We start from the raw sequence: 22,309 nt of genomic DNA on the forward strand, positions 1-22,309 counted from the left end.
GACCCGGCCTAACGTTCGAGTTGCCAGCCTCCCCCTAACGCTTTGTACAACGCCACACTGCCCAGCAGCCGGGCCAAACGCAGTCGCGCCTGCTGGTCCTGGGCCACATACAACGTGCGTTGGGTCTCCAGTACGCTCAACAAGGTTTCGGCACCCGCGCCATAGCGCTGCTGTGCCAGGTCGAACGCCAACCGCGCCTGCTGCACTTCCTCGTCCTGCCATTGCCGCTGACGGTCCACGCCCTGGATTGCATTGAGCGCTTTTTCGACATCGGCAAAACCCGCCAGGATGCTGCTGCGATAGGTCTCCAGCAACTCAGCCTGTTCAGCCTCGGCCAGTTCACGCGCTGCGCGTAGCCGGCCGTTGTTGAAGATTGGCGCGACCAGGCCACTGGTGAGGGTGTAGTAGGAGCTGTCCAACAAGTGGGCAAAGGTATTGGAGCCAGCACCCAGGTTGGCCCCCAAGGTCAGCTTGGGCAGCATGGCGGCGCGGGCGACCTGCACATTGGCACTGGCGGCCGCCAACCGCGCTTCTGCGGCGGCAATGTCTGGGCGTCGGGTGAGCAGTTCGCTGGGTACACCACTACCAATGGCTGGCCATTGCAGGGCATCGATCGCTTCCTGGCTGTTGGGCAGTGACTGCACCGGGTCGCCAAGCAGGGTTGCCAGGGTGACGCGGCTGTCTTGCCACTGCTGTTCCAGCAACGGCAGCTGGCGTTGCTGGGTGGCCACCAGGCTGCGCTGCTGGGCCAGTTCCAGGCGCGTGGCGGAGCCGCTGCGCTGGCGTGCCTCGACCAGGCCCAGCACGTCCTGGGCGTTGCGCAGGTTGAGGCGGGCGATACGCAACTGCTCCTGCAGGGCCAGGCCCTGCAGGTAGCTGTCGGCGACCGCGCTGACCAGCGTCAGCTCCACGGTCTGGCGGTCGAAGCGGCTGGCGTCGAGGCTACGCAGGGCATTGTCGCGGGTTGCGCGTAGGCCGCCCCAGAAGTCGATTTCGTAGCTGGCGCTGAGCTGGGCGTCGAACGAAGTGCTGGTGCGCTCGCTGCGGCTGACATCAAGCTGGTCATTGCCGTCGCCATGCAACAGGCGCTGGCGGCTGCCGTTCAGGCCCAACTGCACTTCTGGCAGCAAGGGGGCGCCGGCCATGACCGCGCGGGCCTGGGCCTGGCGCACCCGTGCGGTGGCGCCGGCCAGGTCGTGGGCGTTGTCCAGGGCATGCTGTACCAGGCGGTCCAGTTCACGGCTGGCAAAGGCGTGCCACCACTGTACCGTCGGTAGATGTGCCGACGGCGCTGGGGCGTCACCTTGCCAGGCGAGTGGTGCGACGATGCCGCTGGAGGGGGTGGGTGGCGTGCTGCAGGCGGCGAGGGTTGCACACAAGGGCAGGCACAACGTCAACAGGCTGATGCGGCTAGGCAATGTCATGGGTTATTCGCTGGTAAGGGCTTTGACCGGGTCGAGGCGGGCGGCCTTGCGTGCTGGCATGAAGCCGAACACGATGCCGGTGACAACGGCGCAGGCGAACGCGCCAAGCATGGCGGGCAGGGCAAAGGCGATTGCTACGTCGGCCAGCATCAGGCCTCCGCCGATGGCCAGGGCCAGAACGATGCCGGCCAGGCCGCCGACCATCGACAGCATCACCGCCTCGCTGAGGAACTGGCGCAGGATGTCGCGCTGGCGCGCGCCGGTGGCCATGCGGATGCCGATTTCGCGTGTACGCTCGCGTACGGTCATCAGCATGATGTTCATCACACCGATGCCGCCTACCAGCAGCGAGATGGCGGCGATCGCGCCCAGCATCAGCGACAGGCTGTTCTGCGTGCGCGCTTCGGCCTGGATCAATGCGGCGTCGTTGGTCAGCTCGAAGTCCTGGCGGCCGTTGTGGCGTTGGCGCAGCAGTTGGTCGATGGCGGCTTCGGCCTGGTTGACCCGGGTGGAGTCGAGGGCGGCGACGGCGATGTAGTCCGGGTCGCGCTGGCCGAACAGGCGGATCGCGGCCGCCGAGTAGGGCACGGCGATGCGCCCGTCGCTGTCCTGGTCGCCGGAGCTTGCGCCTTTGCCTGCGAGGATACCGATCACCTGGAACGGCACATTGCCGATCAGAATGTACTGCCCCAGCGGATCGCGGCCAGGGTCGAGCATTTTTTCTCGGACTTTTTGGCCGATCACCGCCACGGCAGCCGCATTGGCCTCGTCGGCTTCGCTGTAGAAGCTGCCTTGCACCGCCGGCCAGTTGAAGATTTCCGGGAAAAAGGTGTTGTTGCCGCCCACATAGAACTTCTGGCTGTTGTTGCCATGGCGCACCATCAGTTTGTCGCCGATCACTGGCATTACATGCTTGACCTGCGGCAGTTGGCCGATGGCCGCTACATCGTCGAGCGTGATGGTGCCGGCGGGCTCACCCAGCGTTGCCGGCTTGCCATTGAGGTAGAGGATGTTCGAGCCGAAGGCGGCCATCTGCGCCATGACCTGGCGCTTGCTGCCTTCGCCCACGGCCAGCATCACCACCACCGAGGCCACGCCGATGACGATACCCAGCAGGGTCAGGGCAGTGCGGAAGCGGTTGACCCACATCACCCGCCAGGCGGCCTGCAGGGCTTCGAGCAATTCGCCTTTCCACGCCCCGCGCAAGGTGGCGCCGCGGTCCAGGCGCTGGCGCAACTGCTCGGCTTGCAGGCCTTGGCCGCTGTCGATCGCAGGCTGTTCGCTGGCCGAGTCACTGATGATCAAACCGTCGCGAATTTCGATCACCCGCTGCGCCCGCGCCGCCACTTCGCGGTCATGGGTAATCAGGATGATCACGTGGCCCTGGCTGGCCAGCTCGTCGAGCAAGGCCATCACCTCGGTGCCGCTGTGGCTGTCCAGTGCGCCGGTGGGTTCGTCGGCGAGGATGATATGGCCGCCGTTCATTAGCGCACGGGCAATCGACACCCGTTGCTGCTGGCCGCCGGACAATTGGTGCGGGCGGTTGCCGGTGCGGCTGGCCAGGCCCAGGCGGCCGAGCAGGGCGCTGGCGCGGGCGTGGCGCTCGCGGGCGTCGATGCCGGCATAGATGGCAGGCATTTCGACGTTTTCCTGGGCCGAGCCCGACGGGATCAAGTGATAACCCTGGAACACGAAGCCAAACGCTTCGCGGCGTAACCAGGCCAGTTCGTCGCTGTCCAGGTCGGCCACGTCCTTGCCGGCGAAACGGTAGCTGCCGGCGCTGGGACGGTCGAGGCAGCCGAGAATGTTCATCAAGGTCGACTTGCCCGAGCCGGAGGCGCCGACGATGGCGACGAACTCGCCGGGGTGGATGCTGAGGCTGATGCCATGCAGGATGTCGACCTTGGGGGTATCGACACCGCCGTAGGACTTGCGGATGTCGATCAGCTCGATCAGAGGCGTGCTCATTCAGCCTCCACTCACGGCGGGGGCGCCGATGACCAGGCGCTCGCCTTCGCTCAGGCCGTCCAGCACCTGTACCCGCAAACGGTCGCTGAGCCCGGTGCGCACCTGGCGCTGTTCCACCTTGCCGTCGCCGGTCAGCACACGCGCCAGGCGCAGGCCGTCGCCGTCATCCAGCGCGGCCAGCGGCACGGTCAGCACCTGGCTGGCGGTGCCTGCAACGAAGAACACTTGCGTGGTCATCTCGGCCATCAGCGCGCCGTCCGGGTTGTCGACATCCAGCAGCACGCTGTACTGCACCACCTGGCTGCCGGCGCTGCCATTGCTGACGCTGGCCGGGCTGCCGCCGCCCTGGCTGGCCTGCTCCAGGGGCTTGGGCGGGATTGGCAGCACTTGCCGCACGGTGCTGGTCCAGCGGCGTTTGCCGCCGGCCAGGGTGGTGAAATAGGCGGTCATGCCCGGTTTGACCTTGCCGATGTCGGCCTCTGACACCTGGGCCCACACGGTCATTGGCGAAAGCTTGGCGATGCGCAGGATCAATGGGGTTTGCTGCTGGGCGTTGAGGGTTTGCCCCTCGCGGGCATCCACTGCCACCACCGTGCCGTCCATGGGCGCGTAGATGCGCGTGTAGCCTAACTCGGCTTCGTCGCTGCGCAGGCTGGCCTGGGCCTGGCGGATCTGCGCCAGGAACATGTCGATGCGCGCCTGGGTGACTTTCAACTGCGCGGCGGCGGTTTGCACGTCTTCGTCTCGGGTGGCGCCGGCGGCGGCCAGGTCGCGCTGGCGCTTGAGCTGCTGCTGGGCCAACAGGTACTGCGCGCGTTGTTCGGCCAGCTGGGCCTTGAGGTTGTCGATCGAGAAGCGCCCGGCATCCAGCCGCGCCTGCTGGGTGGAAGGGTCGATCTCGACCAGCAACTGGCCTTTGCGCACACTGTCGCCGACTTCAACGTGCAGCTTGTGGATCTGCCCGGAGGCCTGGGCGCCAACGTCCACGTAACGTCGCGGTTGCAAGGTGCCCAGCGCGGTCACGCTGCTTTCGATGTCGGCGCGGGTTACGGCGACGGTGCTCAGCGGCTGCGCGCCATAGGGCAGCGCCTTCCAGGCCAGCAGGCTGCCGAGGCCGAGCAGGCCCAGGCCAGTGAGCAGCACACGGCGACGGGTGTTGGTTAAAGGTCTCATGCAGACATCCAGCCAAGGGGTGTGGGTATGCGTAGCCAGGGTCAGGCGCATACCGGGTGCCAGATAGACGAAAGCGCTAGAGGGGGATTTAGCGAGGGTGAGTGAACGTGCGTCTTGCAGCCCTTGTTGCTGAGAATAATTATAATTTGTAAGATCGCACGTTGACATCACTCGGTCCCGCGTTGCTGCCTGAAAGGGCTTTCTGGCAAAAGCTGGCAGGACCTCTCAGGTAACGTCGTGGAACATTACTATCGCGAACTGGTGGGTTTCCTCTCCGCGCGCCTGGGCAGTCGCCAGGCCGCCGAGGACGTGGCACACGATGCTTACCTGCGGGTGCTGGAGCGCACTGACGCCGAGCGCATCGAGCACCCACGCGCCTTTCTCTACCGCACCGCGCTCAACCTGGTGGTCGACCGCCACCGGCGCCACCTGGTGCGCCAGGCCGAGCCGCTGGAGGTGCTGGACAGCGACGAACGTTGGCACAGCCCGGCGCCGGCCCACGACATGCAGCTGGACCAGCGCCTGGCGCTGATGCAGCGCGCGCTGGATGAACTGAGCAAGATCTGCCGCGACTGCTTTCTGCTGCGCAAGCTCGAAGGCCTGTCGCACCAGCAGATTGCCGAGCACCTGGGCATATCCCGTAGCCTGGTGGAAAAGCACATCGTCAATGCCATGAAGCACTGCCGGCTGCGCATGCGAGAGTGGGAATCGTGATTGCCGGGTTAAAGGAAAATGAAAATTCCGTCAGTCAATCACTTGATTTATGCGGCTTTCCCGACTTCTATTCAGTTAAGACCGCTGCCGGGCGTGGCCCTGTCAGTAGCCGTAATTGGCGCAGTTTGGTCATGGAATGCACCCATTACCCCACTGCCCAGGTCCGATCATGGCAAACAAGACCCTGCGCATTCTCATCGCCGACGCGCACCCCTGTCAGCGCTTGCAGCTGGAGCGGCTGCTCAATGGCCTGGGCTACTACCGAATCGCCCCCGTGGACAGCTTCGAGGAGCTGCAGCGGCTGGTGCAGTGCGCCTTGCAGCCCTTTCACCTGCTGCTGGGCAACATCGAGTTGGCCAGCCATGCCGGGGTTGACCTGGCACGTTTCTGCCGCGTCAGTACTCAGATCCAGCACGCCCTGCTTTACCACTCCAGCCAGTTGAAAGTGCCTGCGGTGCCGCAGACCGAGCGCCAGGCTGTGAGCCTGAGCCTGCCACAGGTGCCCGATAACGAGGCGCTGGAGTCGTTCATGGCGATCATCGACGCACCGCTGCTGGTCGGCAAGTTGCCGCTACCGGGCACCCTGCAGGCAAACACCCTGCGGCCACGGCCGAGGGCCAACTTCGCGCAGACGGTGTTCAACCGCTAGCGGCATCGCGGTCGGGGCAACAGGGCGGCTATTTGTTATGCTCTTGCCCTTTGCCGATTTGCGGAACCTGCCATGACTGCCATCGATACCGCTCGCCCGCCCCGGTTCAGCCGCGGCGACCATCGGACCCTGGGCCTGGCGGCGCTGGGCGGCGCGCTGGAAATCTACGACTTCATCATTTTCGTGTTCTTCGCGCTGACCCTCAGCCAGCTGTTTTTCCCGCCCGAGATGCCCGAATGGCTGCGGCTGTTGCAAAGCTTTGGCATCTTCGTCACCGGCTACCTGGCGCGGCCGCTGGGCGGCATCCTGATGGCACACTTTGCCGATCATCTGGGGCGCAAGCGGGTCTTCAGCCTGAGTATCCTGATGATGGCCCTGCCGTGCCTGCTGATCGGGGTGATGCCCACCTACGCCGACATCGGTTATGCCGCGCCGCTGATCCTGCTGGCCCTGCGTATTCTGCAGGGCGCGGCGGTGGGGGGCGAGGTGCCGAGTGCCTGGACCTTCGTCGCCGAGCATGCACCCGCCGGGCGGCGCGGCTATGCCCTTGGCTTCCTGCAGGCCGGGCTGACCTTCGGCTACCTGTTGGGGGCGCTGACCGCGACCCTGCTGGCGCAGCTGTTCACCCCGCAGGAAATCCTCGATTACGCCTGGCGTTACCCGTTCCTGCTGGGTGGGGTATTTGGCGTGATCGGCGTATGGCTGCGCCGCTGGCTCAGCGAAACGCCGGTGTTCCTTGCCCTGCGCGCGCGTCAGGAGCAGCCGGTGAAGTTCCCGCTGCGGCGGGTGCTGAGCGAGCACCGCCAGGCGTTGATCCCGGCCGCGCTGCTGACCTGTGTGCTGACCTCGGCGGTTGTGGTGCTGGTAGTGATCACGCCGACGGTGATGCAGCAGCGTTTCGGCATGAGTGCCGGGCACACCTTTGCCTTGAGCAGTGTGGGCATCGTCTTCCTCAACATCGGCTGCGTGCTGGCTGGGCTGCTGGTCGACCGTGTGGGCGCCTGGCGTGCGCTGATGCTCTACAGCCTGCTGTTGCCGCTGGGTATCGGCGCGCTGTACGCCAGCCTGGTGGGGCAGTGGGGCATGACCTGGCTGGCCTATGCGCTGGCGGGGTTGAGCTGTGGTGTAGTCGGGGTGGTGCCGTCGGTGATGGTCGGACTGTTCCCGGCCGAGATCCGTGTGTCGGGCATTTCCTTCACCTACAACGTGGCCTATGCGCTTTGGGCCAGCACCACGCCGCTGGCACTGATTGCGCTGATGCCGTGGAGCCCGTGGGTGTGTGTCGGGTTTTGTCTGGTCATGGGCGCGGTGGGGCTGCTGACGGCCTTGTATTTCGGGCGCCGTGAGCCCTTGGCGTTTGCGGCGGAGCCGATGCCAATCATGTGTGGTGACAAATGAGCCGATAGCGGCCATGGGGCATTGAGGCATCCTTCTGGGCGGGGGTTATTGGAATAACCTATTAGCCAAATTTAACCTGGAAGGTTAATTTCTCATGGAAAAGAGAACGCCTCATTGTCCGCTGGAGCGGATCAGGGCATTGCTGAGCGCTGGCCGCGTCAACCCTACAACGGCCTCATTACGAGGCGCTCAGGCGTTAGGGATGGAGTTTGCGGACATGCTTCAGGTTATCGCGGGCCTGGAGCGCAGGGACTTCTACAAAAGCATGTCTTGTTATGTCAATCATCGCGTTTGGCAAGATGTCTACAGGCCGTTTACGGCGAAAGGCTACGTGTACCTGAAGCTGTCTGTGGTTGATGACGTTCTCATCGTGTCTTTCAAGGAGTTGTAAACATGAGATGCCCAATTTGCGGCGGTGCGGAGCTCGCGCCAGACACTCAGGACATGCCCTACCGCTACAAGGGGGTATCGACAGTGATCCCTGGTGTCGCGGGCGATTACTGCTCTGCCTGTGGTGAGGCAGTACTTGGCTACGATGAGGCTATGCGCGTCAGCGATCTGATGTCTGCTTTCAGCCGCCAAGTCAATGCTAAGGATGTCGACCCTGATTTTATTGTTTCCGTGCGCAAGAAGTTTGATCTGGACCAGCGTGAAGCGGGGGAAATCTTCGGTGGAGGGGTCAATGCGTTCTCTCGATATGAAAACGGCAAGACCACGCCACCCGTGGCGCTGGTGAAACTGCTGAAACTGCTGGATCGCCACCCAGAGCTTTTCGAGGAAGTACGTACAGCCTGATGTTGGCGGGCAACAAAAAGCCCCCGGTTCGAGAGAGCGGGGCTTTTTGTCAGCGCAAGGGCAGGGCCCTTACATATTCGGGTAGTTCGGCCCGCCGGCGCCTTCAGGGGTGACCCAGGTGATGTTCTGGGCCGGGTCCTTGATGTCGCAGGTCTTGCAGTGCACGCAGTTCTGCGCGTTGATCTGGAAGCGCTTGTTGCCGTCTTCCTGGGTGACCACTTCGTACACGCCAGCCGGGCAGTAGCGTTGGGCCGGCTCGTCGTACAGCGGCAGGTTGCTGGCGATCGGAATGCTTGGGTCGGTCAGCTTCAGGTGGCAGGGTTGTTCCTCTTCGTGGTTGGTGCTGGAAAGGAATACCGAGCTGAGTTTGTCGAAGCTGAGCTTGCCGTCCGGTTTCGGGTAGTCGATTTTTTTCGAGTCGGCGGCCAGCTTGAGGCAGGCGTAGTCCGGCTTGGTGTCGTGCAGGGTGAACGGCAGCTTGCCGCCGAACCAGTTCTGGTCGACATAGTTGAACGCGGCCCCCAGAAGCGGGCCGAACTTGTGCATAGCCGGGCCGAAGTTGCGACTGGCGAACAGTTCTTCGTACAGCCAGCTGGCCTTGAAGGCACTGACGTAGCTGTTCAACTGGTCACCGCCTTCGCTGCCGGCAATCAGGGCGTCTGCTACCGCTTCGGCGGCAAGCATGCCGGACTTCATCGCGGTGTGGCTGCCTTTGATCTTGGCCACGTTCATGGTGCCTAGGTCGCAACCGATAAGTGCGCCACCGTTGAAGACCATTTTCGGCAGCGAGTTGATGCCGCCCTTGGCCAGGGCGCGAGCACCGTAGCTGATGCGCTTGCCACCTTCGAGGTACTGGCTGATCACCGGGTGGTGCTTCAGGCGCTGGAATTCGTCGAATGGCGACAGGTACGGGTTGGCGTAGGACAGGTCGACGATCAAACCGACTACCACCTGGTTGTTCTCCAGGTGATAGAGGAACGAGCCACCGGTGTTGTCCTTGGCCACCACATCCAGCGGCCAGCCGGCGGTGTGCACAACCAGGCCCTGTTCGTGCTTGGCCGGGTCGATTTCCCAGATTTCCTTCAGGCCGATGCCGTAGTGCTGCACATCGGACTCGTTGTCCAGGTTGAAGCGCTTGATCAGTTGCTTGCCGATATGGCCACGGCAACCTTCGGCAAACAGGGTGTATTTGCCACGCAGCTCCATTCCCGGGGTATACATACCGTCTTTCGGGTGGCCTTCACGGTCCACACCCATGTCACCGGTGACGATACCGCGCACCACGCCGTTTTCATCGAACAGTGCTTCCTGGGCGGCGAAGCCTGGGTAGACTTCAACGCCCAGGTTCTCGGCCTGCTGGGCCAGCCAGCGGCACAGGTTACCCAGCGATATGATGTAGTTGCCATGGTTGTGCATGGTCTTGGGCACGAACAGGTCGGGCACTTTGGTCGCGCTGCCGGCATCCTTGAGCACATAGATGTCGTCGCGCTTGACCTCGGTGTTCAGTGGCGCGCCGAGTTCCTTCCAGTCGGGGAACAGTTCGTTCAGGGCGCGCGGTTCGAACACCGCGCCGGAGAGGATGTGGGCGCCGACTTCAGAGCCTTTTTCCACCACGCAGACGCTGATCTCGCTACCGGCTTCGGCGGCCTTCTGCTTCAGGCGGCAGGCGGCGGACAGGCCTGCCGGGCCGGCGCCGACGATGACCACGTCGAATTCCATGTATTCGCGTTCCACTGGTTCTCTCCTACTCATCAAGGCTCGTGCTGTTGCTTGGTCTTATGGGTGCTTGCGCGCAGTGGCTCATCACGGGAGCGAAACTGTAGCTGCGCAAATGACGGACTACACCGTTTTGTCTTGGCCGCGCATTATATCTACACCACTTGGCGGGTCCAATACAAACGTTTGTTTGAATTTGCCGCAGGCCAGTAAAATCACAGGTACGCGGCTGGAGGGTGACCGATTTGCCGTATTGACCGGATTGGGTGTTGCGGTCAAGATACGAGCGGTTTTACGTTCGCCGTAGGCTTGCAGCCGGGCGCAGGTACACCTCTAAAGACCAGGTGTGGAGCAGGGTTTTGCGGGCTTAGGCCGGTTTGTAGTGGAGTTTACACGCCACGACAGAAAATGACCCGTGAGTATTTGTCGCAATGGTCCGAACAAGACTGTTCGGTCACGGTGAAGTTACTGCCTCCCGACACGTCTTTAGAGGTGCCCTTGTACCCACGCGCATCGCCGGGCTCAGCCCCAGGCGACTATCTATTCACCGGAGAGTAACGAGGAATCCATGAAGGTTCTTGTAGCTGTCAAACGAGTGGTCGACTACAACGTCAAGGTTCGCGTCAAAGCGGACAACTCCGGCGTCGACCTTGCTAACGTCAAGATGTCCATGAACCCCTTCTGCGAAATCGCCGTGGAAGAAGCCGTGCGCCTGAAGGAAAAAGGCGTTGCGACCGAGATCGTCGTCGTTTCCGTCGGCCCGACCACTGCCCAGGAGCAACTGCGTACCGCCCTGGCCCTGGGTGCCGACCGTGCCATCCTGGTCGAGGCCGCTGATGAGCTGAACTCCCTGGCCGTGGCCAAGGCCCTGAAAGCCGTTGTCGACAAAGAGCAGCCGCAGCTGGTGATCCTTGGCAAACAGGCCATCGACAGCGACAACAACCAGACCGGCCAGATGCTGGCCGCGCTGACCGGCTACGCTCAGGGTACCTTCGCCTCCAAGGTCGAACTGGCTGGCGACAAACTGAACGTCACCCGTGAAATCGATGGCGGCCTGCAGACCGTTGCGCTGAACCTGCCAGCGATCGTCACCACCGACCTGCGCCTGAACGAGCCACGCTACGCGTCGCTGCCGAACATCATGAAGGCCAAGAAAAAGCCGCTGGAAACCGTTACTCCAGACGCGCTGGGCGTATCCCTCGCCTCCACCAACAAGACCGTGAAGGTTGAAGCCCCGGCTGCTCGCAGCGCTGGCATCAAGGTTAAATCGGTGGCCGAACTGGTCGAGAAGCTGAAGAACGAAGCGAAGGTAATCTAAATGACTATCCTGGTTGTCGCTGAATACGAGAACGGTGCCGTAGCCCCGTCCACCCTGAACACTGTTGCCGCAGCCGCCAAGATCGGTGGTGATGTGCACGTGCTGGTCGCTGGCACAAACGTCGGTGGTGTTGCCGAATCCGCTGCCAAGATCGCGGGTGTGGCCAAGGTGCTGGTTGCAGACAATGCCGCCTACGCCCACGTGCTGCCGGAAAACGTCGCGCCGCTGATCGTCGAGCTGGCCAAGGGTTACAGCCACGTGCTGGCTCCGGCCACCACCAATGGCAAGAACATCCTGCCACGCGTTGCCGCGCTGCTGGACGTGGACCAGATCTCCGAGATCATCTCGGTCGAGTCCGCCGACACCTTCAAGCGCCCGATCTATGCCGGTAACGCCATTGCCATCGTGCAGTCGAGCGCGGCCATCAAGGTCATCACCGTACGTACCACCGGCTTCGACCCCGTGGCCGCCGAAGGTGGTTCGGCTGCCGTCGAGGCTGTTGGCGCTGCGCACAACGCTGGCATTTCGGCCTTCGTGGGTGAAGAGCTGGCCAAGTCCGACCGCCCAGAGCTGACCGCTGCCAAAATCGTCGTTTCCGGCGGCCGTGGCATGGGCAACGGTGACAACTTCAAGCACCTGTACAGCCTGGCCGACAAGCTCGGCGCTGCTGTCGGTGCCTCGCGCGCCGCGGTCGACGCAGGCTTCGTACCGAACGACATGCAGGTCGGCCAGACCGGCAAGATCGTTGCGCCTCAGTTGTACATCGCTGTCGGTATCTCGGGTGCGATCCAGCACCTGGCCGGCATGAAGGACTCCAAAGTGATCGTTGCGATCAACAAGGACGAAGAAGCGCCGATCTTCCAGGTGGCTGACTACGGCCTGGTTGCCGACCTGTTCGAAGCGGTTCCAGAGCTGGAAAAGCTGGTCTGATCCGCCTGCTTCACTTATAAAGAACCCGGCCCTCGCTTTGAGGGTCGGGTTTTTTTATGGGTTGAAGGAGTGAGGGATGACGTTGCGCGGAACGGGCAGGGTGCTGGCATGCTTGGCGGTGTTGGTGTCGCCACTGGCCATGGCTGCAGGCAAGTGCGAGCGCCTGGTGGCAACCGGCAGCCCCGATGCGCCACCCTATTCGTGGCAAGACCCGAAAGACCCGAAACACTTGATAGGTGCCAACGTCGACCTGCTACGCCAGGTGGCTGGCGAACTCGGCGTGAAGGTCGAGGTGTTGAATGCCGGTCGCCGTGAGCAGGCGCTGGAAGAGGTGCGCAGCGGGCGCATGGACCTGCTGCTCGACACCCCCATGCAGGTGGAGCAACTGACTGCGCTGGACTACATCCATCCACCATTGCAGCTCAATGAGTACCTGGTGTGGACCCGTCATGACGCGCAGCTGACCTTCGATGGCCCTGCCGACCTGGCCAGGTATCAGGGCAGTTTGTCCGAGCGTGCGCGCTTGACCCCCGCCTTCACGGTATTCGCCAAGGCCCAACTCAAGCTGGTGCCGGCACAGAACCTGACCCAGGCGTTCCAGAAACTGGTACTCGGCCAGGTGGATTATGTGCTGGCTGGCCGTTATTCGGGCATGGCCATGGTCCAGAGCCTGGGTATGAACAATGACCTGATCGCCCGCGGCCTGCCGGTGGATCGGCCCGGGCTTTACCTGGCGATCTCGCACAACTCGGCGTGCAATGACAGCTGGTTGCGTGGGCAATTGGCAAAAAAACTGACAGAATTGCCGATCTCCGGTGCGTCCGAGGCTGTGCTGCAACGTAATGTCGAGCGCTGGAAAGCGCAGTTGCAGGTGCCGGCGGACGCCCCCAAACACTAGGAAGATTGCGTGAGAACCCAACCACTAATCCTTGCCCTGGCCGTGCTCGGCCTGGCTGGCTGCGCCAATGATCCGGCCCCTGACGAGCAGATGCGCATTTCCGAACAGGCACTGGAACAGGCCAAAGCCGTTGGCGCCACCGAGCAGGTCGAAACGCTGAAACTGGCTGAAGACAAGCTGGCCCGTGCCAAGGCCAACATGCTTACAGAAGACTACCGCGATGCGCGCATGCGCGCCGAGCAGGCCGAGCTGGATGCGCGCCTGGCCGAAGCCCAGGTGCTGAACCAGAAGAGCGAAGAGCAACTGCAACTGCTGCAGTCGCGGGTCAAGCGCCTGCGCAAGCAACTGGAGGTGCAGCCATGATGCGTCGTACGCCTTTGGCTGCGCTGGCGATGCTGGTGCTGGCGGCAGGTTTGCAGGGTTGCGCCAGTCAGCGCAGTAGTGCCGCGCTGGATGAGGCCGGCGCTGCCTTCCAGAAGGTCAAGGATGATTCCGATGTGCTGCGCAGTGCGCCGCGCGACGTGATCCGTGCCGGCGAGTCGCTGGCGCGCGCCGAGCGCTTGTCCAGCTACATCGGCACCGGTTCCGATGTGCGCCATTACGCTTATCTCAGCCAGCGCTACAGCGAAATTGCCAGCGAGCACGCCAAGCTGGCGTTGAACCAGGAGCGCCAGGCCAAGCTCGACCTGGAGCGCCAGCGCCTGCAGCTGGCTTTGCGCGAGGCCAAGCTGGCCAGCGTGCAGCAGCAGGGCAAGTGGGTCGAGTCGCAGATTGCCGCGTTGGCGTCGGAGCAGACCGACCGTGGCTTGGTGATGACCCTGGGTGACGTGCTGTTCGATACCGGCAGTGCCGACCTGAAGAACTCAGCCAGCCGAACTGTGCTCAAGCTGGTGCAGTTCCTGCAACTCAACCCGCGCCGCGTGGTGCGTATCGAGGGCTATACCGACAGCACTGGCCTTGCCGAGGACAACCTGAAGCTGTCGCGCGACCGGGCGCAATCGGTGGCCGACATGCTGGTGGACCTGGGCATCGACGAGAAGCGCCTGCAGGTGGAGGGCTATGGCGACCAGTACCCGATCGAGGCCAATGCTTCGGAGCGGGGCAGGGCGCAGAACCGCCGAGTCGAGATCGTGTTTTCTGACGACAAGGGCAAGCTCGCGCCAGCGCGCTGAGTCTTGCCAAAAAGGGGTCGCATTGCGGCCCCGCTTTTTGTCGGCCTGATCGTTTCGCTAGCTATCACGCTGTTGTATTGTCGACTATGTTGCAATCTGTCCCAGTACACTTTGCAACTGTTACGGTATCCTCTACCGTCAGTGCCCCGTACAAGAACAACGAGCCTGTCGCCATGACCAACCTGCTGCTGTACCAGCGTATCGCCCAGCAACTGGCCGATGACATCCGTCGCGGTGTCTACCAGCCAGGCGAGCGGGTGCCCTCCGTGCGCAAGATGAGCGCCCAGCTCAATGTCAGCCATGCCACGGTGCTGCAGGCCTATGCCAACCTCGAGGATCAGGGGCTTATCCGCGCGCGACCGCAGTCTGGCTACTATGTGCATCAGACCCCGGCCTTGACCGCGCAAACCCCGGACATTGCCCGGGTGGAGCGCCCCGGCCTGGTCACGCGCGCCAGCATCATTCAGCAGGTGCTGACCGAGGCGCGCCGCGATGGTGTGTTCCCGTTCGGCGCCGCCGTACCGCATGTCGACTACTTGCCCGTGCGCGCCCTGCATCAGCAAATTGCCAAGGTGACGCGCTTCCATAGCCCTCGCGCCTTCAGCTACATGTTCAGCCCTGGTTTCGAGCCGCTGCGCCGGCAGATCGCCATTCGCATGCGCGATGCCGGCGTGCTGGTCGACCCGCGTGAAGTGATCGTGACCCATGGGTGTGTCGATGCCCTGCAGATGTCGCTGCGGGTGCTGACCCGCCCGGGAGACCTGATCGCCGCCGAATCGCCTACCTATTACGGCTTGCTGCAGTTGGCTGACCTGCTGGGCCTGAAAGTGATCGAAATCCCCAGCGATCCGTCCACTGGCATCAGCCTCGAGGCCTTGCAACTGGCGGCCAATCAGTGGTCGATCAAGGCCCTGGTACTGACGGCGCGCCTGAGTAATCCGCTGGGCGGCACGGTCCCGGAAGAACGGCAAAAGCAATTGCTGCGCCTGGCCTCGGACTTCGATATCCAGATCATCGAAGACGATATCTATGGCGAGCTGATGTTCGAGCAGGGCAAGACCAAGGCGCTGAAGGCGTTCGACCGACTGGACCGCGTGATCTACTGTTCGAGCTTCTCCAAAACCTTGTCCCCCGGTGTGCGCGTGGGCTGGATGATCGCTGGGCGTTATCAGGACGAGATTCAGCGCCTGCAGACCTTCACCACGCACTCGGCGTGCAGCGTGACGCAGATGGGGGTGGCAGCCTACCTGGAAAATGGCGGCTACGACCGGCACCTGCGCTACATACGCCAGGAGTATCGCAAGAACCTCAGTGCCTATCAGTTGGCGGTGCAACAGCACTTCCCTGAGGGCACCCAGATGACCCGGCCGACGGGTGGCTTCATTCTCTGGGTGAGCCTGCCGGGGCGGGTCAATACCCAGGAGCTGCATGTGCGCGCGCTGGAGCAAGGTATCAGCATTGCGCCGGGGTTAATATTCAGTAACACAGAGCAGTTCAACCACTGTATCCGCCTCAATTGCGGCATTCCGTGGAACAAAGAGGCCGAGCGCGCTGTGATTACGCTTGGTTTGCTGGCACAGCAGTTGTGCAGGGAGCCTGCGCTCACACTTTTGTAAGGCTTGCCAGTCGTCTTTGGAACAGGGAGCATACGCACCTTTCCTGCCAGCCTGTCCATTTGCCATGAATGCTTTACGCCATTTTGCTCTGATCTTGTGCCTTGCACCGCTCTGCTACCTGGGCAGCCCAGCCTTGGCTGCGCAGCCGGCAAGTCAGGCGCAGGCGGCCCAAGGCAAGCAGGTGCCAAAAAAAGCGGCAGCCAAGCCTGCGCAGAAGCAGGCGGCAAAACGCGCCGATACCAAAAAGGCCAAGCCTGCACACAAGCCGGTCAGCAAAGCGGTTGGCAAGCCACTGCCCAAGGCAAAGCTAGACCTCAGCCTGCCGGTCGATATGGTCAACAGCCTTGAGCCGAATGTGGGTACACCTTCGCCCATCCAGCGACGCAAACCTTTGCTGCCGCCCATGTTCACTGAAAAGCCCGAGACCAGCGACAGCCCGTTCCAGCTTAATGGCCGGCTGATCAACAACGAAATGCAACTGCAACTGCGCAATGACAGCCGCCATGATGTAGAAGGTGCGGCCATCGATTTCGAGTATCGCCAATAGGTGGAACTGACTGCTGGGTCACGGCAGATTTCATCGTGCCAGCAATTTCAAACGCCTGTTTGAGCGGTTACTATCCAGGGACGTTCGTCCCGTTTTGTCCCAGGGAGTCCTGATTTTGGTGAATAGCCATGAATTGCCGTGAGGGCTGTGGTGCCTGCTGTATCGCCCCGTCCATCACTTCTGCGATGCCGCGCATGCCCAATGGCAAGCCGGCCGGTGAGCGCTGCCTGCACCTGACTGAGGCTAACCTCTGCGACCTGTTTGGCATGCCTGAGCGGCCGGCGGTGTGTGGTGGTTTCAAGGCGGATGTCGAGGTGTGTGGTAGCGATCGCGACGAGGCAATCAGGATTCTTGGTTGGTGGGAGCAGATGACGGCGGCGTGACAGGCTGGATCTTCGACAACAAGGATAAACATGATGAGATCGTTCAAGCGTATTGCACTGCTGTGTGGTGTGGGTGTTCTGCTGTCACCTGCGGCCTGGGCCGAGAATTGGCAAGTGGCCAAGGACGAGGAGGGGATCAAGGTTTCCCTCAGTGAAGTGGCCGGCTCCAAGTACAAGGCTTATCAGGGGGTTACCCTGATCAAGGCGCCTTTGGCCAAGGTGCAGGCGTTGCAGGAAGACGTGGTCGGTGCCTGCGCGTGGATTCATGAGTGCAAGTCGCAGAAACTGCTCAAGCATGAAGGCGATCAAAGCTGGACCTACACCCAGTTCAATACGCCGTGGCCAGTGACGCCGCGCGATTCCGTGCTGCATGTCACCACGGTCAAGGGCGCTGATGGCAGCCTGACCCGTAACCTGGTCGAAGAGCCGACCTATGTCCCGGAAGAGAAGGGCTTCGTGCGGGTGGCGAAGGTCGAGGGCTTCTGGAAGCTGGTGCCCAAGGGTGACAGTACGGAAGTGACCTACCAGGTGCACACCGAGCCCGGTGGTAGTGTGCCGGCGATGGTGGCCAATAAGTTCGTGGTCGACGCGCCATTCAATACCCTGAAAGGGTTGCGTGAGCGGGCTGAGAAGAACTGAGGCCTAACGCGGCGCTCCCACAATGCAACAAAAAAGGCTGCCCGAGGGCAGCCTTTTTGCGTTCAGCCATTAAGCTTACTTGCGGTCCTTCAGTGCAACGATGTCGCGTTTCTGCTCGCCGGTGTACAGCTGGCGCGGGCGGCCGATCTTGTACGGGCTGGAGAGCATTTCTTTCCAGTGCGAGATCCAGCCCACGGTACGTGCCAGGGCGAAGATCACGGTGAACATGCTGGTCGGAATGCCGATTGCCTTGAGGATGATCCCCGAGTAGAAGTCGACGTTCGGGTACAGCGAGCGCTCGATGAAGTAAGGATCGGTCAGGGCGATCTCTTCCAGGCGCATGGCCAGTTCCAGCTGCGGGTCGTTCTTGATGCCCAGCTCGCGCAGGACTTCGTCGCAGGTCTGCTTCATCACGGTGGCGCGCGGGTCGCGGTTTTTGTACACGCGGTGACCGAAGCCCATCAGCTTGAATGGGTCGTTCTTGTCCTTGGCCTTGGCGATGAACTTGTCGATGTTCGAGACATCGCCGATTTCATCGAGCATGGTCAGTACGGCTTCGTTCGCACCGCCGTGGGCCGGGCCCCACAGTGCGGCAATGCCGGCGGCGATACAGGCGAACGGGTTGGCGCCCGACGAGCCGGCCAGGCGGACGGTGGAGGTAGAGGCGTTCTGCTCGTGGTCGGCGTGGAGGATGAAGATCCGGTCCATTGCCTTGGCCAGCACCGGGCTGATCGGTTTGATCTCGCACGGGGTGTTGAACATCATGTGCAGGAAGTTTTCCGCGTACGACAGGTCGTTGCGCGGGTACATCATCGGCTGGCCCATGGAGTACTTGTAAACCATCGCGGCCAGGGTCGGCATCTTGGCGACCAGGCGCACTGCGGAGATTTCGCGGTGCTGCGGGTTATTGATGTCCAGGGAGTCGTGATAGAACGCCGACAGGGCGCCGACCACGCCGCACATCACCGCCATCGGGTGAGCGTCGCGGCGGAAGCCGTTGAAGAAGGACTTCAGCTGCTCGTGAACCATGGTGTGGTTCTTGACGGTGCTGACGAACTGGGCCTTCTGCTCGGCATTCGGCAGTTCGCCGTTGAGCAGCAGGTAGCAGGTTTCGAGGTAGTCGGACTGTTCGGCGAGTTGCTCGATCGGGTAGCCGCGGTGCAGCAGGATCCCTTTGTCGCCGTCAATGTAGGTGATCTTCGACTCGCACGAGGCGGTCGCCATGAAACCAGGGTCGAAGGTGAAGTGACCAGTGGCCCCTAACCCGCGGACGTCGATTACATCAGGACCAACGGTGCCGGTTAAAATGGGCAGCTCGACGGGGGCAGCGCCCTCGATGACCAACTGCGCTTTTTTGTCAGCCATGTGGCCTCCTATTAATGCTTGAAATCATCAGACAGACCCCCCACGCAGGGCCCGCACCACTATAGAGGGATAAATTCAGATGTCAATTTGCCTAAAGGCTTGTTGAATCAGGCATTCAAGCCTGATTTTTCCCGAAATTCTCGCCCATTTACGCCTTTTGTTGGCTAAAGGCAATGCGCTATTTGGGCTACCCCGTCACGTTGTCATAAGCAGCCTAACTGTCTATACTCGGCACCCGACCGCCAGGGGCTTGCAAGCCCGAACTGCTGGGGGTCGCCGTTCCCTGGGTGGTGGGTACCTGACCAGTACACTTACCAACAACTTTGCCCTGATTCGCTAGGGGCTCTTCAGTGTGAAAAAAGCCGTGAAAAGCCAACGACCTGTAAACCTAGACCTAAGGACCATCAAGCTCCCCGTCACTGCGTACACGTCCATCCTGCACCGTATCTCCGGCGTCATCCTGTTCATCGGCCTTGCCATCATGCTTTATGCACTGGGCAAGTCGCTGGGTTCCGAGGAAGGCTTCGGCGAGGTGAAGGCGTGTCTGACCAGCCCGCTGGCCAAGTTCGTGACCTGGGGCCTGCTGTCCGCCCTGCTTTATCACCTCGTGGCAGGTGTTCGTCACCTGATCATGGACATGGGCATCGGTGAGACGCTGGAAGGCGGCAAGCTGGGCTCGAAAATCGTGATCGTCATCTCCGTGGTGCTGATCGTTCTGGTGGGAGTTTGGGTATGGTAACCAATGTCACGAACCTGTCGCGTTCGGGCCTCTATGACTGGATGGCGCAGCGCGTTTCTGCGGTCGTTCTCGCGGCTTACTTCCTCTTCCTGATCGGCTACGTGGTCGCCCACCCAGGCATCGACTACACCCAGTGGCATGGTCTGTTCTCCAACAACGCGATGCGGATCTTCAGTCTGCTGGCCCTCGTTGCCCTGGGCGCTCACGCCTGGGTCGGCATGTGGACCATTGCAACCGACTACCTGACGCCTATGTCGTTCGGCAAGTCGGCAACTGCGATTCGTTTCCTGTTCCAGGCGGTATGCGGCGTTGCGATGTTCGCTTACTTCGTCTGGGGTGTGCAGATTCTCTGGGGTATCTGATCCATGGCTAGCATTCCAACCATTTCCTTCGACGCCATCATCATCGGTGGCGGCGGCGCCGGCATGCGCGCAGCGCTGCAACTGGCTCAAGGCGGCCACAAGACTGCCGTAGTCACCAAGGTCTTCCCGACCCGTTCGCACACTGTATCCGCCCAGGGCGGCATCACCTGCGCCATCGCTTCGGCCGACCCGAACGACGACTGGCGCTGGCACATGTACGATACCGTCAAGGGTTCCGACTACATCGGTGACCAGGACGCTATCGAATACATGTGTCAAGAAGGCCCGGCCGCGGTCTTCGAGCTGGACCACATGGGCTTGCCGTTCTCGCGTACCGAAACCGGCCGTATCTACCAGCGTCCGTTCGGTGGCCAGTCCAAGGATTACGGTAAGGGTGGCCAGGCTGCTCGTACCTGTGCCGCTTCCGACCGTACCGGTCACGCGCTGCTGCACACCCTGTACCAGGGCAACCTGAAAGCCGGTACCACGTTCCTCAATGAGTACTATGCCGTTGACCTGGTGAAAAACCAGGAAGGCGCCTTCGTCGGTGTGATCGCGATCTGCATCGAAACCGGCGAAACCATGTACATCAAGTCCAAGGCCACCGTTCTGGCCACTGGCGGTGCGGGCCGTATCTACGCCTCCACCACCAACGCCCTGATCAACACCGGTGACGGTATCGGCATGGCCCTGCGTGCAGGCGTACCGGTGCAGGACATCGAAATGTGGCAGTTCCACCCAACCGGCATCGCCGGCGCCGGTGTTCTGGTCACCGAGGGTTGCCGCGGTGAAGGTGGCTACCTGATCAACGCCCACGGCGAGCGCTTCATGGAGCGTTACGCGCCGAACGCGAAAGACCTGGCCGGCCGCGACGTGGTTGCCCGTTCCATGGTCAAGGAAATCATCGCCGGCAACGGCGTGGGCCCGAACAAGGACCACGTACTGCTGAAGCTGGACCACCTGGGCGAGGAAGTGCTGCACAGCCGCCTGCCAGGTATCTGCGAACTGTCCAAAACCTTCGCTCACGTCGACCCTGTCGTCGCGCCGGTTCCGGTCGTTCCAACCTGCCACTACATGATGGGCGGCGTTGCCACCAACATTCATGGCCAGGCCATCACCATGGACGAAGAAGGCAAGGATCACATCATCCCTGGCCTGTTCGCTGTTGGTGAAGTGGCGTGCGTATCGGTTCACGGTGCCAACCGTCTGGGCGGCAACTCGCTGCTCGACCTGGTGGTGTTCGGCCGTGCTGCCGGCCTGCACCTGGAGAAGGCGCTGAGCGACGGCATCGAGCATCTGGACGCCAGCGACACCGACATCGATGTTGCCCTCAACCGCCTGAACAAGCTCAACGAGCGCACCACTGGCGAAGACGTTGCCAGCCTGAAGCGCGAGCTGCAAAGCTGCATGCAGAACTACTTCGGTGTATTCCGTACTGGCGAATACATGCAGAAGGGTATCGAGCAGCTGGCGGGTCTGCGTGACCGTATCGCCAACGTCAAGATCAATGACAAGTCCCAGGCCTTCAACACCGCGCGTATCGAAGCGCTGGAGCTGCAGAACCTGCTGGAAGTTGCCGAAGCTACCGCCATCGCGGCCGAAGCCCGTAAAGAGTCCCGCGGCGCTCACGCCCGTGAAGACTTCGAAGACCGTGACGACGAAAACTGGCTGTGCCACACCCTGTACTACCCGGGTGAGAAGCGCGTTGCCAAGCGCGGCGTCAACTTTGCGCCGAAGACTGTTCCAGCCTTCGAACCAAAAGTCCGGACTTACTAAGGGTGGCTGCTATGTTGAAAGTCGAAGTTTATCGTTACAACCCGGACACCGACTCGGCACCAAAAATGGAGTCGTTCGACGTCGATACCGGCGGCAAGGACCTGATGGTGCTGGACGTATTGGCACTGATCAAGGAAAAGGACGAAGGTTTCTCGTACCGTCGCTCCTGCCGTGAAGGCGTTTGCGGTTCCGATGGCATGAACATGAACGGCAAGAACGGCCTGGCCTGCATCACCCCGCTGTCGGCGGTGGTGAAGGGCGGCAAGCTGGTTCTGCGCCCGCTGCCAGGCCTGCCGGTCATTCGTGACCTGGTGGTCGATATGAGCATCTTCTACAAGCAGTACGAGAAGGTGAAGCCATTCCTGCAGAACGATACCCCGGCACCGGCCATCGAGCGCCTGCAGTCGCCGGAAGATCGTGACAAGCTGGACGGCCTGTACGAGTGCATCCTGTGCGCGTGCTGCTCGACTTCCTGCCCGTCGTTCTGGTGGAACCCGGACAAGTTCCTGGGCCCGGCTGCACTGCTGCAGGCCTACCGTTTCCTGGCCGACAGCCGCGATACCAAGACTCAGGAGCGCCTGGCGTCCCTGGATGACCCGTTCAGCGTATTCCGCTGCCGCGGGATCATGAACTGCGTAAACGTTTGCCCGAAAGGTCTGAACCCGACCAAGGCAATCGGTCACGTACGTAACATGCTGCTGCAAAGCGGCACCTGATACAAAGTGTT

The 22,309-nt window shown here is 61.9% G+C and carries 23 protein-coding genes; 18 read left to right on the forward strand and 5 right to left on the reverse strand.

Going from position 1 to position 22,309, the window contains the following annotated elements; all coding sequences use genetic code 11:
• Positions 1-8 precede the first annotated feature (8 nt).
• Genes Q9451_RS11390 through Q9451_RS11400 form a run of 3 tightly spaced genes read right to left on the reverse strand, consistent with a single transcriptional unit; the run spans position 9 to position 4,565 of the window.
• A complete protein-coding gene (locus Q9451_RS11390; RefSeq protein ID WP_012273372.1) occupies positions 9-1,424 on the reverse strand; it encodes an efflux transporter outer membrane subunit in 1,416 nt (471 codons plus the stop codon).
• 3 nt (positions 1,425-1,427) lie between these two features.
• Positions 1,428-3,392, reverse strand: coding sequence for a MacB family efflux pump subunit (locus Q9451_RS11395; RefSeq protein WP_012273371.1), 1,965 nt, complete (start codon positions 3,390-3,392; stop codon positions 1,428-1,430).
• The gene (locus Q9451_RS11400) at positions 3,393-4,565 is read right to left on the reverse strand and encodes an efflux RND transporter periplasmic adaptor subunit (protein ID WP_041166759.1); all 1,173 of its coding nucleotides are present in this window, start codon (positions 4,563-4,565) and stop codon (positions 3,393-3,395) included.
• Between the two features lie 237 nt (positions 4,566-4,802).
• On the opposite strand from Q9451_RS11400, the gene Q9451_RS11405 reads away from it, so the two are divergent.
• The 5 genes from Q9451_RS11405 (at position 4,803) to Q9451_RS11425 (ending at position 8,121) form a co-directional block, all read left to right on the forward strand.
• Positions 4,803-5,279 (forward strand): sigma-70 family RNA polymerase sigma factor, encoded by a 477-nt coding sequence (locus Q9451_RS11405; protein ID WP_012273369.1) that lies wholly within the window; start codon positions 4,803-4,805, stop codon positions 5,277-5,279.
• Positions 5,280-5,448: 169 nt separating this feature from the next.
• Entirely contained in the window at positions 5,449-5,928 is a 480-nt protein-coding gene (locus tag Q9451_RS11410) for a response regulator (RefSeq protein WP_012273368.1), read from the forward strand.
• A gap of 72 nt (positions 5,929-6,000) precedes the next feature.
• Positions 6,001-7,326 (forward strand): MFS transporter, encoded by a 1,326-nt coding sequence (locus Q9451_RS11415; protein ID WP_012273367.1) that lies wholly within the window; start codon positions 6,001-6,003, stop codon positions 7,324-7,326.
• 94 nt (positions 7,327-7,420) lie between these two features.
• Positions 7,421-7,717 carry a type II toxin-antitoxin system MqsR family toxin gene (locus tag Q9451_RS11420; protein ID WP_012273366.1) on the forward strand — a complete coding sequence of 99 codons (297 nt, stop codon included), beginning with the start codon at positions 7,421-7,423 and terminating at the stop codon, positions 7,715-7,717.
• Positions 7,718-7,719: 2 nt separating this feature from the next.
• Positions 7,720-8,121: a type II TA system antitoxin MqsA family protein gene (locus Q9451_RS11425; protein WP_012273365.1), complete on the forward strand. Its 402-nt coding sequence runs from the start codon at positions 7,720-7,722 to the stop codon at positions 8,119-8,121.
• 69 nt (positions 8,122-8,190) lie between these two features.
• Here Q9451_RS11425 and Q9451_RS11430 read toward each other — a convergent pair whose 3' ends face one another.
• Positions 8,191-9,855 carry an electron transfer flavoprotein-ubiquinone oxidoreductase gene (locus Q9451_RS11430; RefSeq protein WP_012273364.1) on the reverse strand — a complete coding sequence of 555 codons (1,665 nt, stop codon included), beginning with the start codon at positions 9,853-9,855 and terminating at the stop codon, positions 8,191-8,193.
• Between the two features lie 550 nt (positions 9,856-10,405).
• Here Q9451_RS11430 and Q9451_RS11435 point away from each other — a divergent pair.
• From Q9451_RS11435 to Q9451_RS11475, 9 genes are all read left to right on the forward strand, one after another.
• Positions 10,406-11,155, forward strand: coding sequence for an electron transfer flavoprotein subunit beta/FixA family protein (locus Q9451_RS11435; RefSeq protein WP_012273363.1), 750 nt, complete (start codon positions 10,406-10,408; stop codon positions 11,153-11,155).
• Positions 11,156-12,085, forward strand: coding sequence for an FAD-binding protein (locus Q9451_RS11440; protein ID WP_012273362.1), 930 nt, complete (start codon positions 11,156-11,158; stop codon positions 12,083-12,085).
• Between the two features lie 76 nt (positions 12,086-12,161).
• Positions 12,162-12,983, forward strand: a complete 822-nt coding sequence (locus Q9451_RS11445) for a transporter substrate-binding domain-containing protein (RefSeq protein WP_012273361.1) — start codon at positions 12,162-12,164, stop codon at positions 12,981-12,983.
• Between the two features lie 9 nt (positions 12,984-12,992).
• Positions 12,993-13,346, forward strand: coding sequence for a DUF4398 domain-containing protein (locus tag Q9451_RS11450; RefSeq protein ID WP_012273360.1), 354 nt, complete (start codon positions 12,993-12,995; stop codon positions 13,344-13,346).
• The gene (locus Q9451_RS11455; RefSeq protein ID WP_012273359.1) at positions 13,343-14,155 is read left to right on the forward strand and encodes an OmpA family protein; all 813 of its coding nucleotides are present in this window, start codon (positions 13,343-13,345) and stop codon (positions 14,153-14,155) included. The genes Q9451_RS11450 and Q9451_RS11455 overlap by 4 nt, the downstream gene beginning before the upstream one ends.
• Positions 14,156-14,328: 173 nt before the next feature.
• Positions 14,329-15,771, forward strand: a complete 1,443-nt coding sequence (locus Q9451_RS11460; RefSeq protein WP_012273358.1) for a PLP-dependent aminotransferase family protein — start codon at positions 14,329-14,331, stop codon at positions 15,769-15,771.
• Between the two features lie 64 nt (positions 15,772-15,835).
• A complete protein-coding gene (locus tag Q9451_RS11465) occupies positions 15,836-16,318 on the forward strand; it encodes a hypothetical protein (RefSeq protein WP_012273357.1) in 483 nt (160 codons plus the stop codon).
• Between the two features lie 128 nt (positions 16,319-16,446).
• Entirely contained in the window at positions 16,447-16,701 is a 255-nt protein-coding gene (locus Q9451_RS11470) for a YkgJ family cysteine cluster protein (RefSeq protein ID WP_012273356.1), read from the forward strand.
• Positions 16,702-16,734: 33 nt separating this feature from the next.
• On the forward strand, positions 16,735-17,340 hold the full coding sequence (locus Q9451_RS11475) for an START domain-containing protein (RefSeq protein ID WP_041166550.1): 606 nt from the start codon (positions 16,735-16,737) through the stop codon (positions 17,338-17,340).
• A 75-nt stretch (positions 17,341-17,415) separates the two neighbouring features.
• Here the strand turns inward: Q9451_RS11475 and gltA are convergent, their stop codons facing one another.
• A complete protein-coding gene (gene gltA / locus Q9451_RS11480; protein WP_003254218.1) occupies positions 17,416-18,705 on the reverse strand; it encodes a citrate synthase in 1,290 nt (429 codons plus the stop codon).
• 352 nt (positions 18,706-19,057) lie between these two features.
• Here gltA and sdhC point away from each other — a divergent pair, with 352 nt between their 5' ends.
• The 4 genes from sdhC to Q9451_RS11500 are packed head-to-tail and all read left to right on the forward strand — an operon-like array spanning position 19,058 to position 22,298.
• Positions 19,058-19,444 (forward strand): succinate dehydrogenase, cytochrome b556 subunit, encoded by a 387-nt coding sequence (sdhC, locus tag Q9451_RS11485; protein ID WP_008091902.1) that lies wholly within the window; start codon positions 19,058-19,060, stop codon positions 19,442-19,444.
• A complete protein-coding gene (sdhD, locus tag Q9451_RS11490; protein ID WP_003254214.1) occupies positions 19,438-19,806 on the forward strand; it encodes a succinate dehydrogenase, hydrophobic membrane anchor protein in 369 nt (122 codons plus the stop codon). Before sdhC ends, sdhD begins: the two co-directional genes overlap by 7 nt.
• Before the next feature lie 3 nt (positions 19,807-19,809).
• Positions 19,810-21,582, forward strand: coding sequence for a succinate dehydrogenase flavoprotein subunit (gene sdhA / locus Q9451_RS11495; protein WP_012273354.1), 1,773 nt, complete (start codon positions 19,810-19,812; stop codon positions 21,580-21,582).
• Positions 21,583-21,593: 11 nt separating this feature from the next.
• Complete coding sequence (locus tag Q9451_RS11500) at positions 21,594-22,298, forward strand: succinate dehydrogenase iron-sulfur subunit (protein ID WP_003254212.1); 705 nt, start codon at positions 21,594-21,596, stop codon at positions 22,296-22,298.
• Positions 22,299-22,309: the final 11 nt, after the last annotated feature.

The organism is Pseudomonas sp. NY8896, assembly GCF_039634505.1.

Bases quoted from the DNA above. Each gene is read 5' to 3' on its own strand.
- Q9451_RS11420 (WP_012273366.1), top strand. From the start codon at position 7,421: ATGGAAAAGAGAACGCCTCATTGTCCGCTGGAGCGGATCAGGGCATTG.
- Q9451_RS11460 (WP_012273358.1), top strand. From the start codon at position 14,329: ATGACCAACCTGCTGCTGTACCAGCGTATCGCCCAGCAACTGGCCGAT.
- Q9451_RS11390 (WP_012273372.1), bottom strand. From the start codon at position 1,424: ATGACATTGCCTAGCCGCATCAGCCTGTTGACGTTGTGCCTGCCCTTG.
- sdhD (WP_003254214.1), top strand. From the start codon at position 19,438: ATGGTAACCAATGTCACGAACCTGTCGCGTTCGGGCCTCTATGACTGG.
- sdhA (WP_012273354.1), top strand. From the start codon at position 19,810: ATGGCTAGCATTCCAACCATTTCCTTCGACGCCATCATCATCGGTGGC.
- Q9451_RS11395 (WP_012273371.1), bottom strand. From the start codon at position 3,392: ATGAGCACGCCTCTGATCGAGCTGATCGACATCCGCAAGTCCTACGGC.
- Q9451_RS11400 (WP_041166759.1), bottom strand. From the start codon at position 4,565: ATGAGACCTTTAACCAACACCCGTCGCCGTGTGCTGCTCACTGGCCTG.
- Q9451_RS11415 (WP_012273367.1), top strand. From the start codon at position 6,001: ATGACTGCCATCGATACCGCTCGCCCGCCCCGGTTCAGCCGCGGCGAC.
- Q9451_RS11445 (WP_012273361.1), top strand. From the start codon at position 12,162: ATGACGTTGCGCGGAACGGGCAGGGTGCTGGCATGCTTGGCGGTGTTG.
- Q9451_RS11470 (WP_012273356.1), top strand. From the start codon at position 16,447: ATGAATTGCCGTGAGGGCTGTGGTGCCTGCTGTATCGCCCCGTCCATC.
- Q9451_RS11435 (WP_012273363.1), top strand. From the start codon at position 10,406: ATGAAGGTTCTTGTAGCTGTCAAACGAGTGGTCGACTACAACGTCAAG.
- Q9451_RS11425 (WP_012273365.1), top strand. From the start codon at position 7,720: ATGAGATGCCCAATTTGCGGCGGTGCGGAGCTCGCGCCAGACACTCAG.
- Q9451_RS11440 (WP_012273362.1), top strand. From the start codon at position 11,156: ATGACTATCCTGGTTGTCGCTGAATACGAGAACGGTGCCGTAGCCCCG.
- Q9451_RS11410 (WP_012273368.1), top strand. From the start codon at position 5,449: ATGGCAAACAAGACCCTGCGCATTCTCATCGCCGACGCGCACCCCTGT.
- Q9451_RS11465 (WP_012273357.1), top strand. From the start codon at position 15,836: ATGAATGCTTTACGCCATTTTGCTCTGATCTTGTGCCTTGCACCGCTC.
- Q9451_RS11500 (WP_003254212.1), top strand. From the start codon at position 21,594: ATGTTGAAAGTCGAAGTTTATCGTTACAACCCGGACACCGACTCGGCA.
- Q9451_RS11455 (WP_012273359.1), top strand. From the start codon at position 13,343: ATGATGCGTCGTACGCCTTTGGCTGCGCTGGCGATGCTGGTGCTGGCG.
- gltA (WP_003254218.1), bottom strand. From the start codon at position 18,705: ATGGCTGACAAAAAAGCGCAGTTGGTCATCGAGGGCGCTGCCCCCGTC.
- Q9451_RS11475 (WP_041166550.1), top strand. From the start codon at position 16,735: ATGAGATCGTTCAAGCGTATTGCACTGCTGTGTGGTGTGGGTGTTCTG.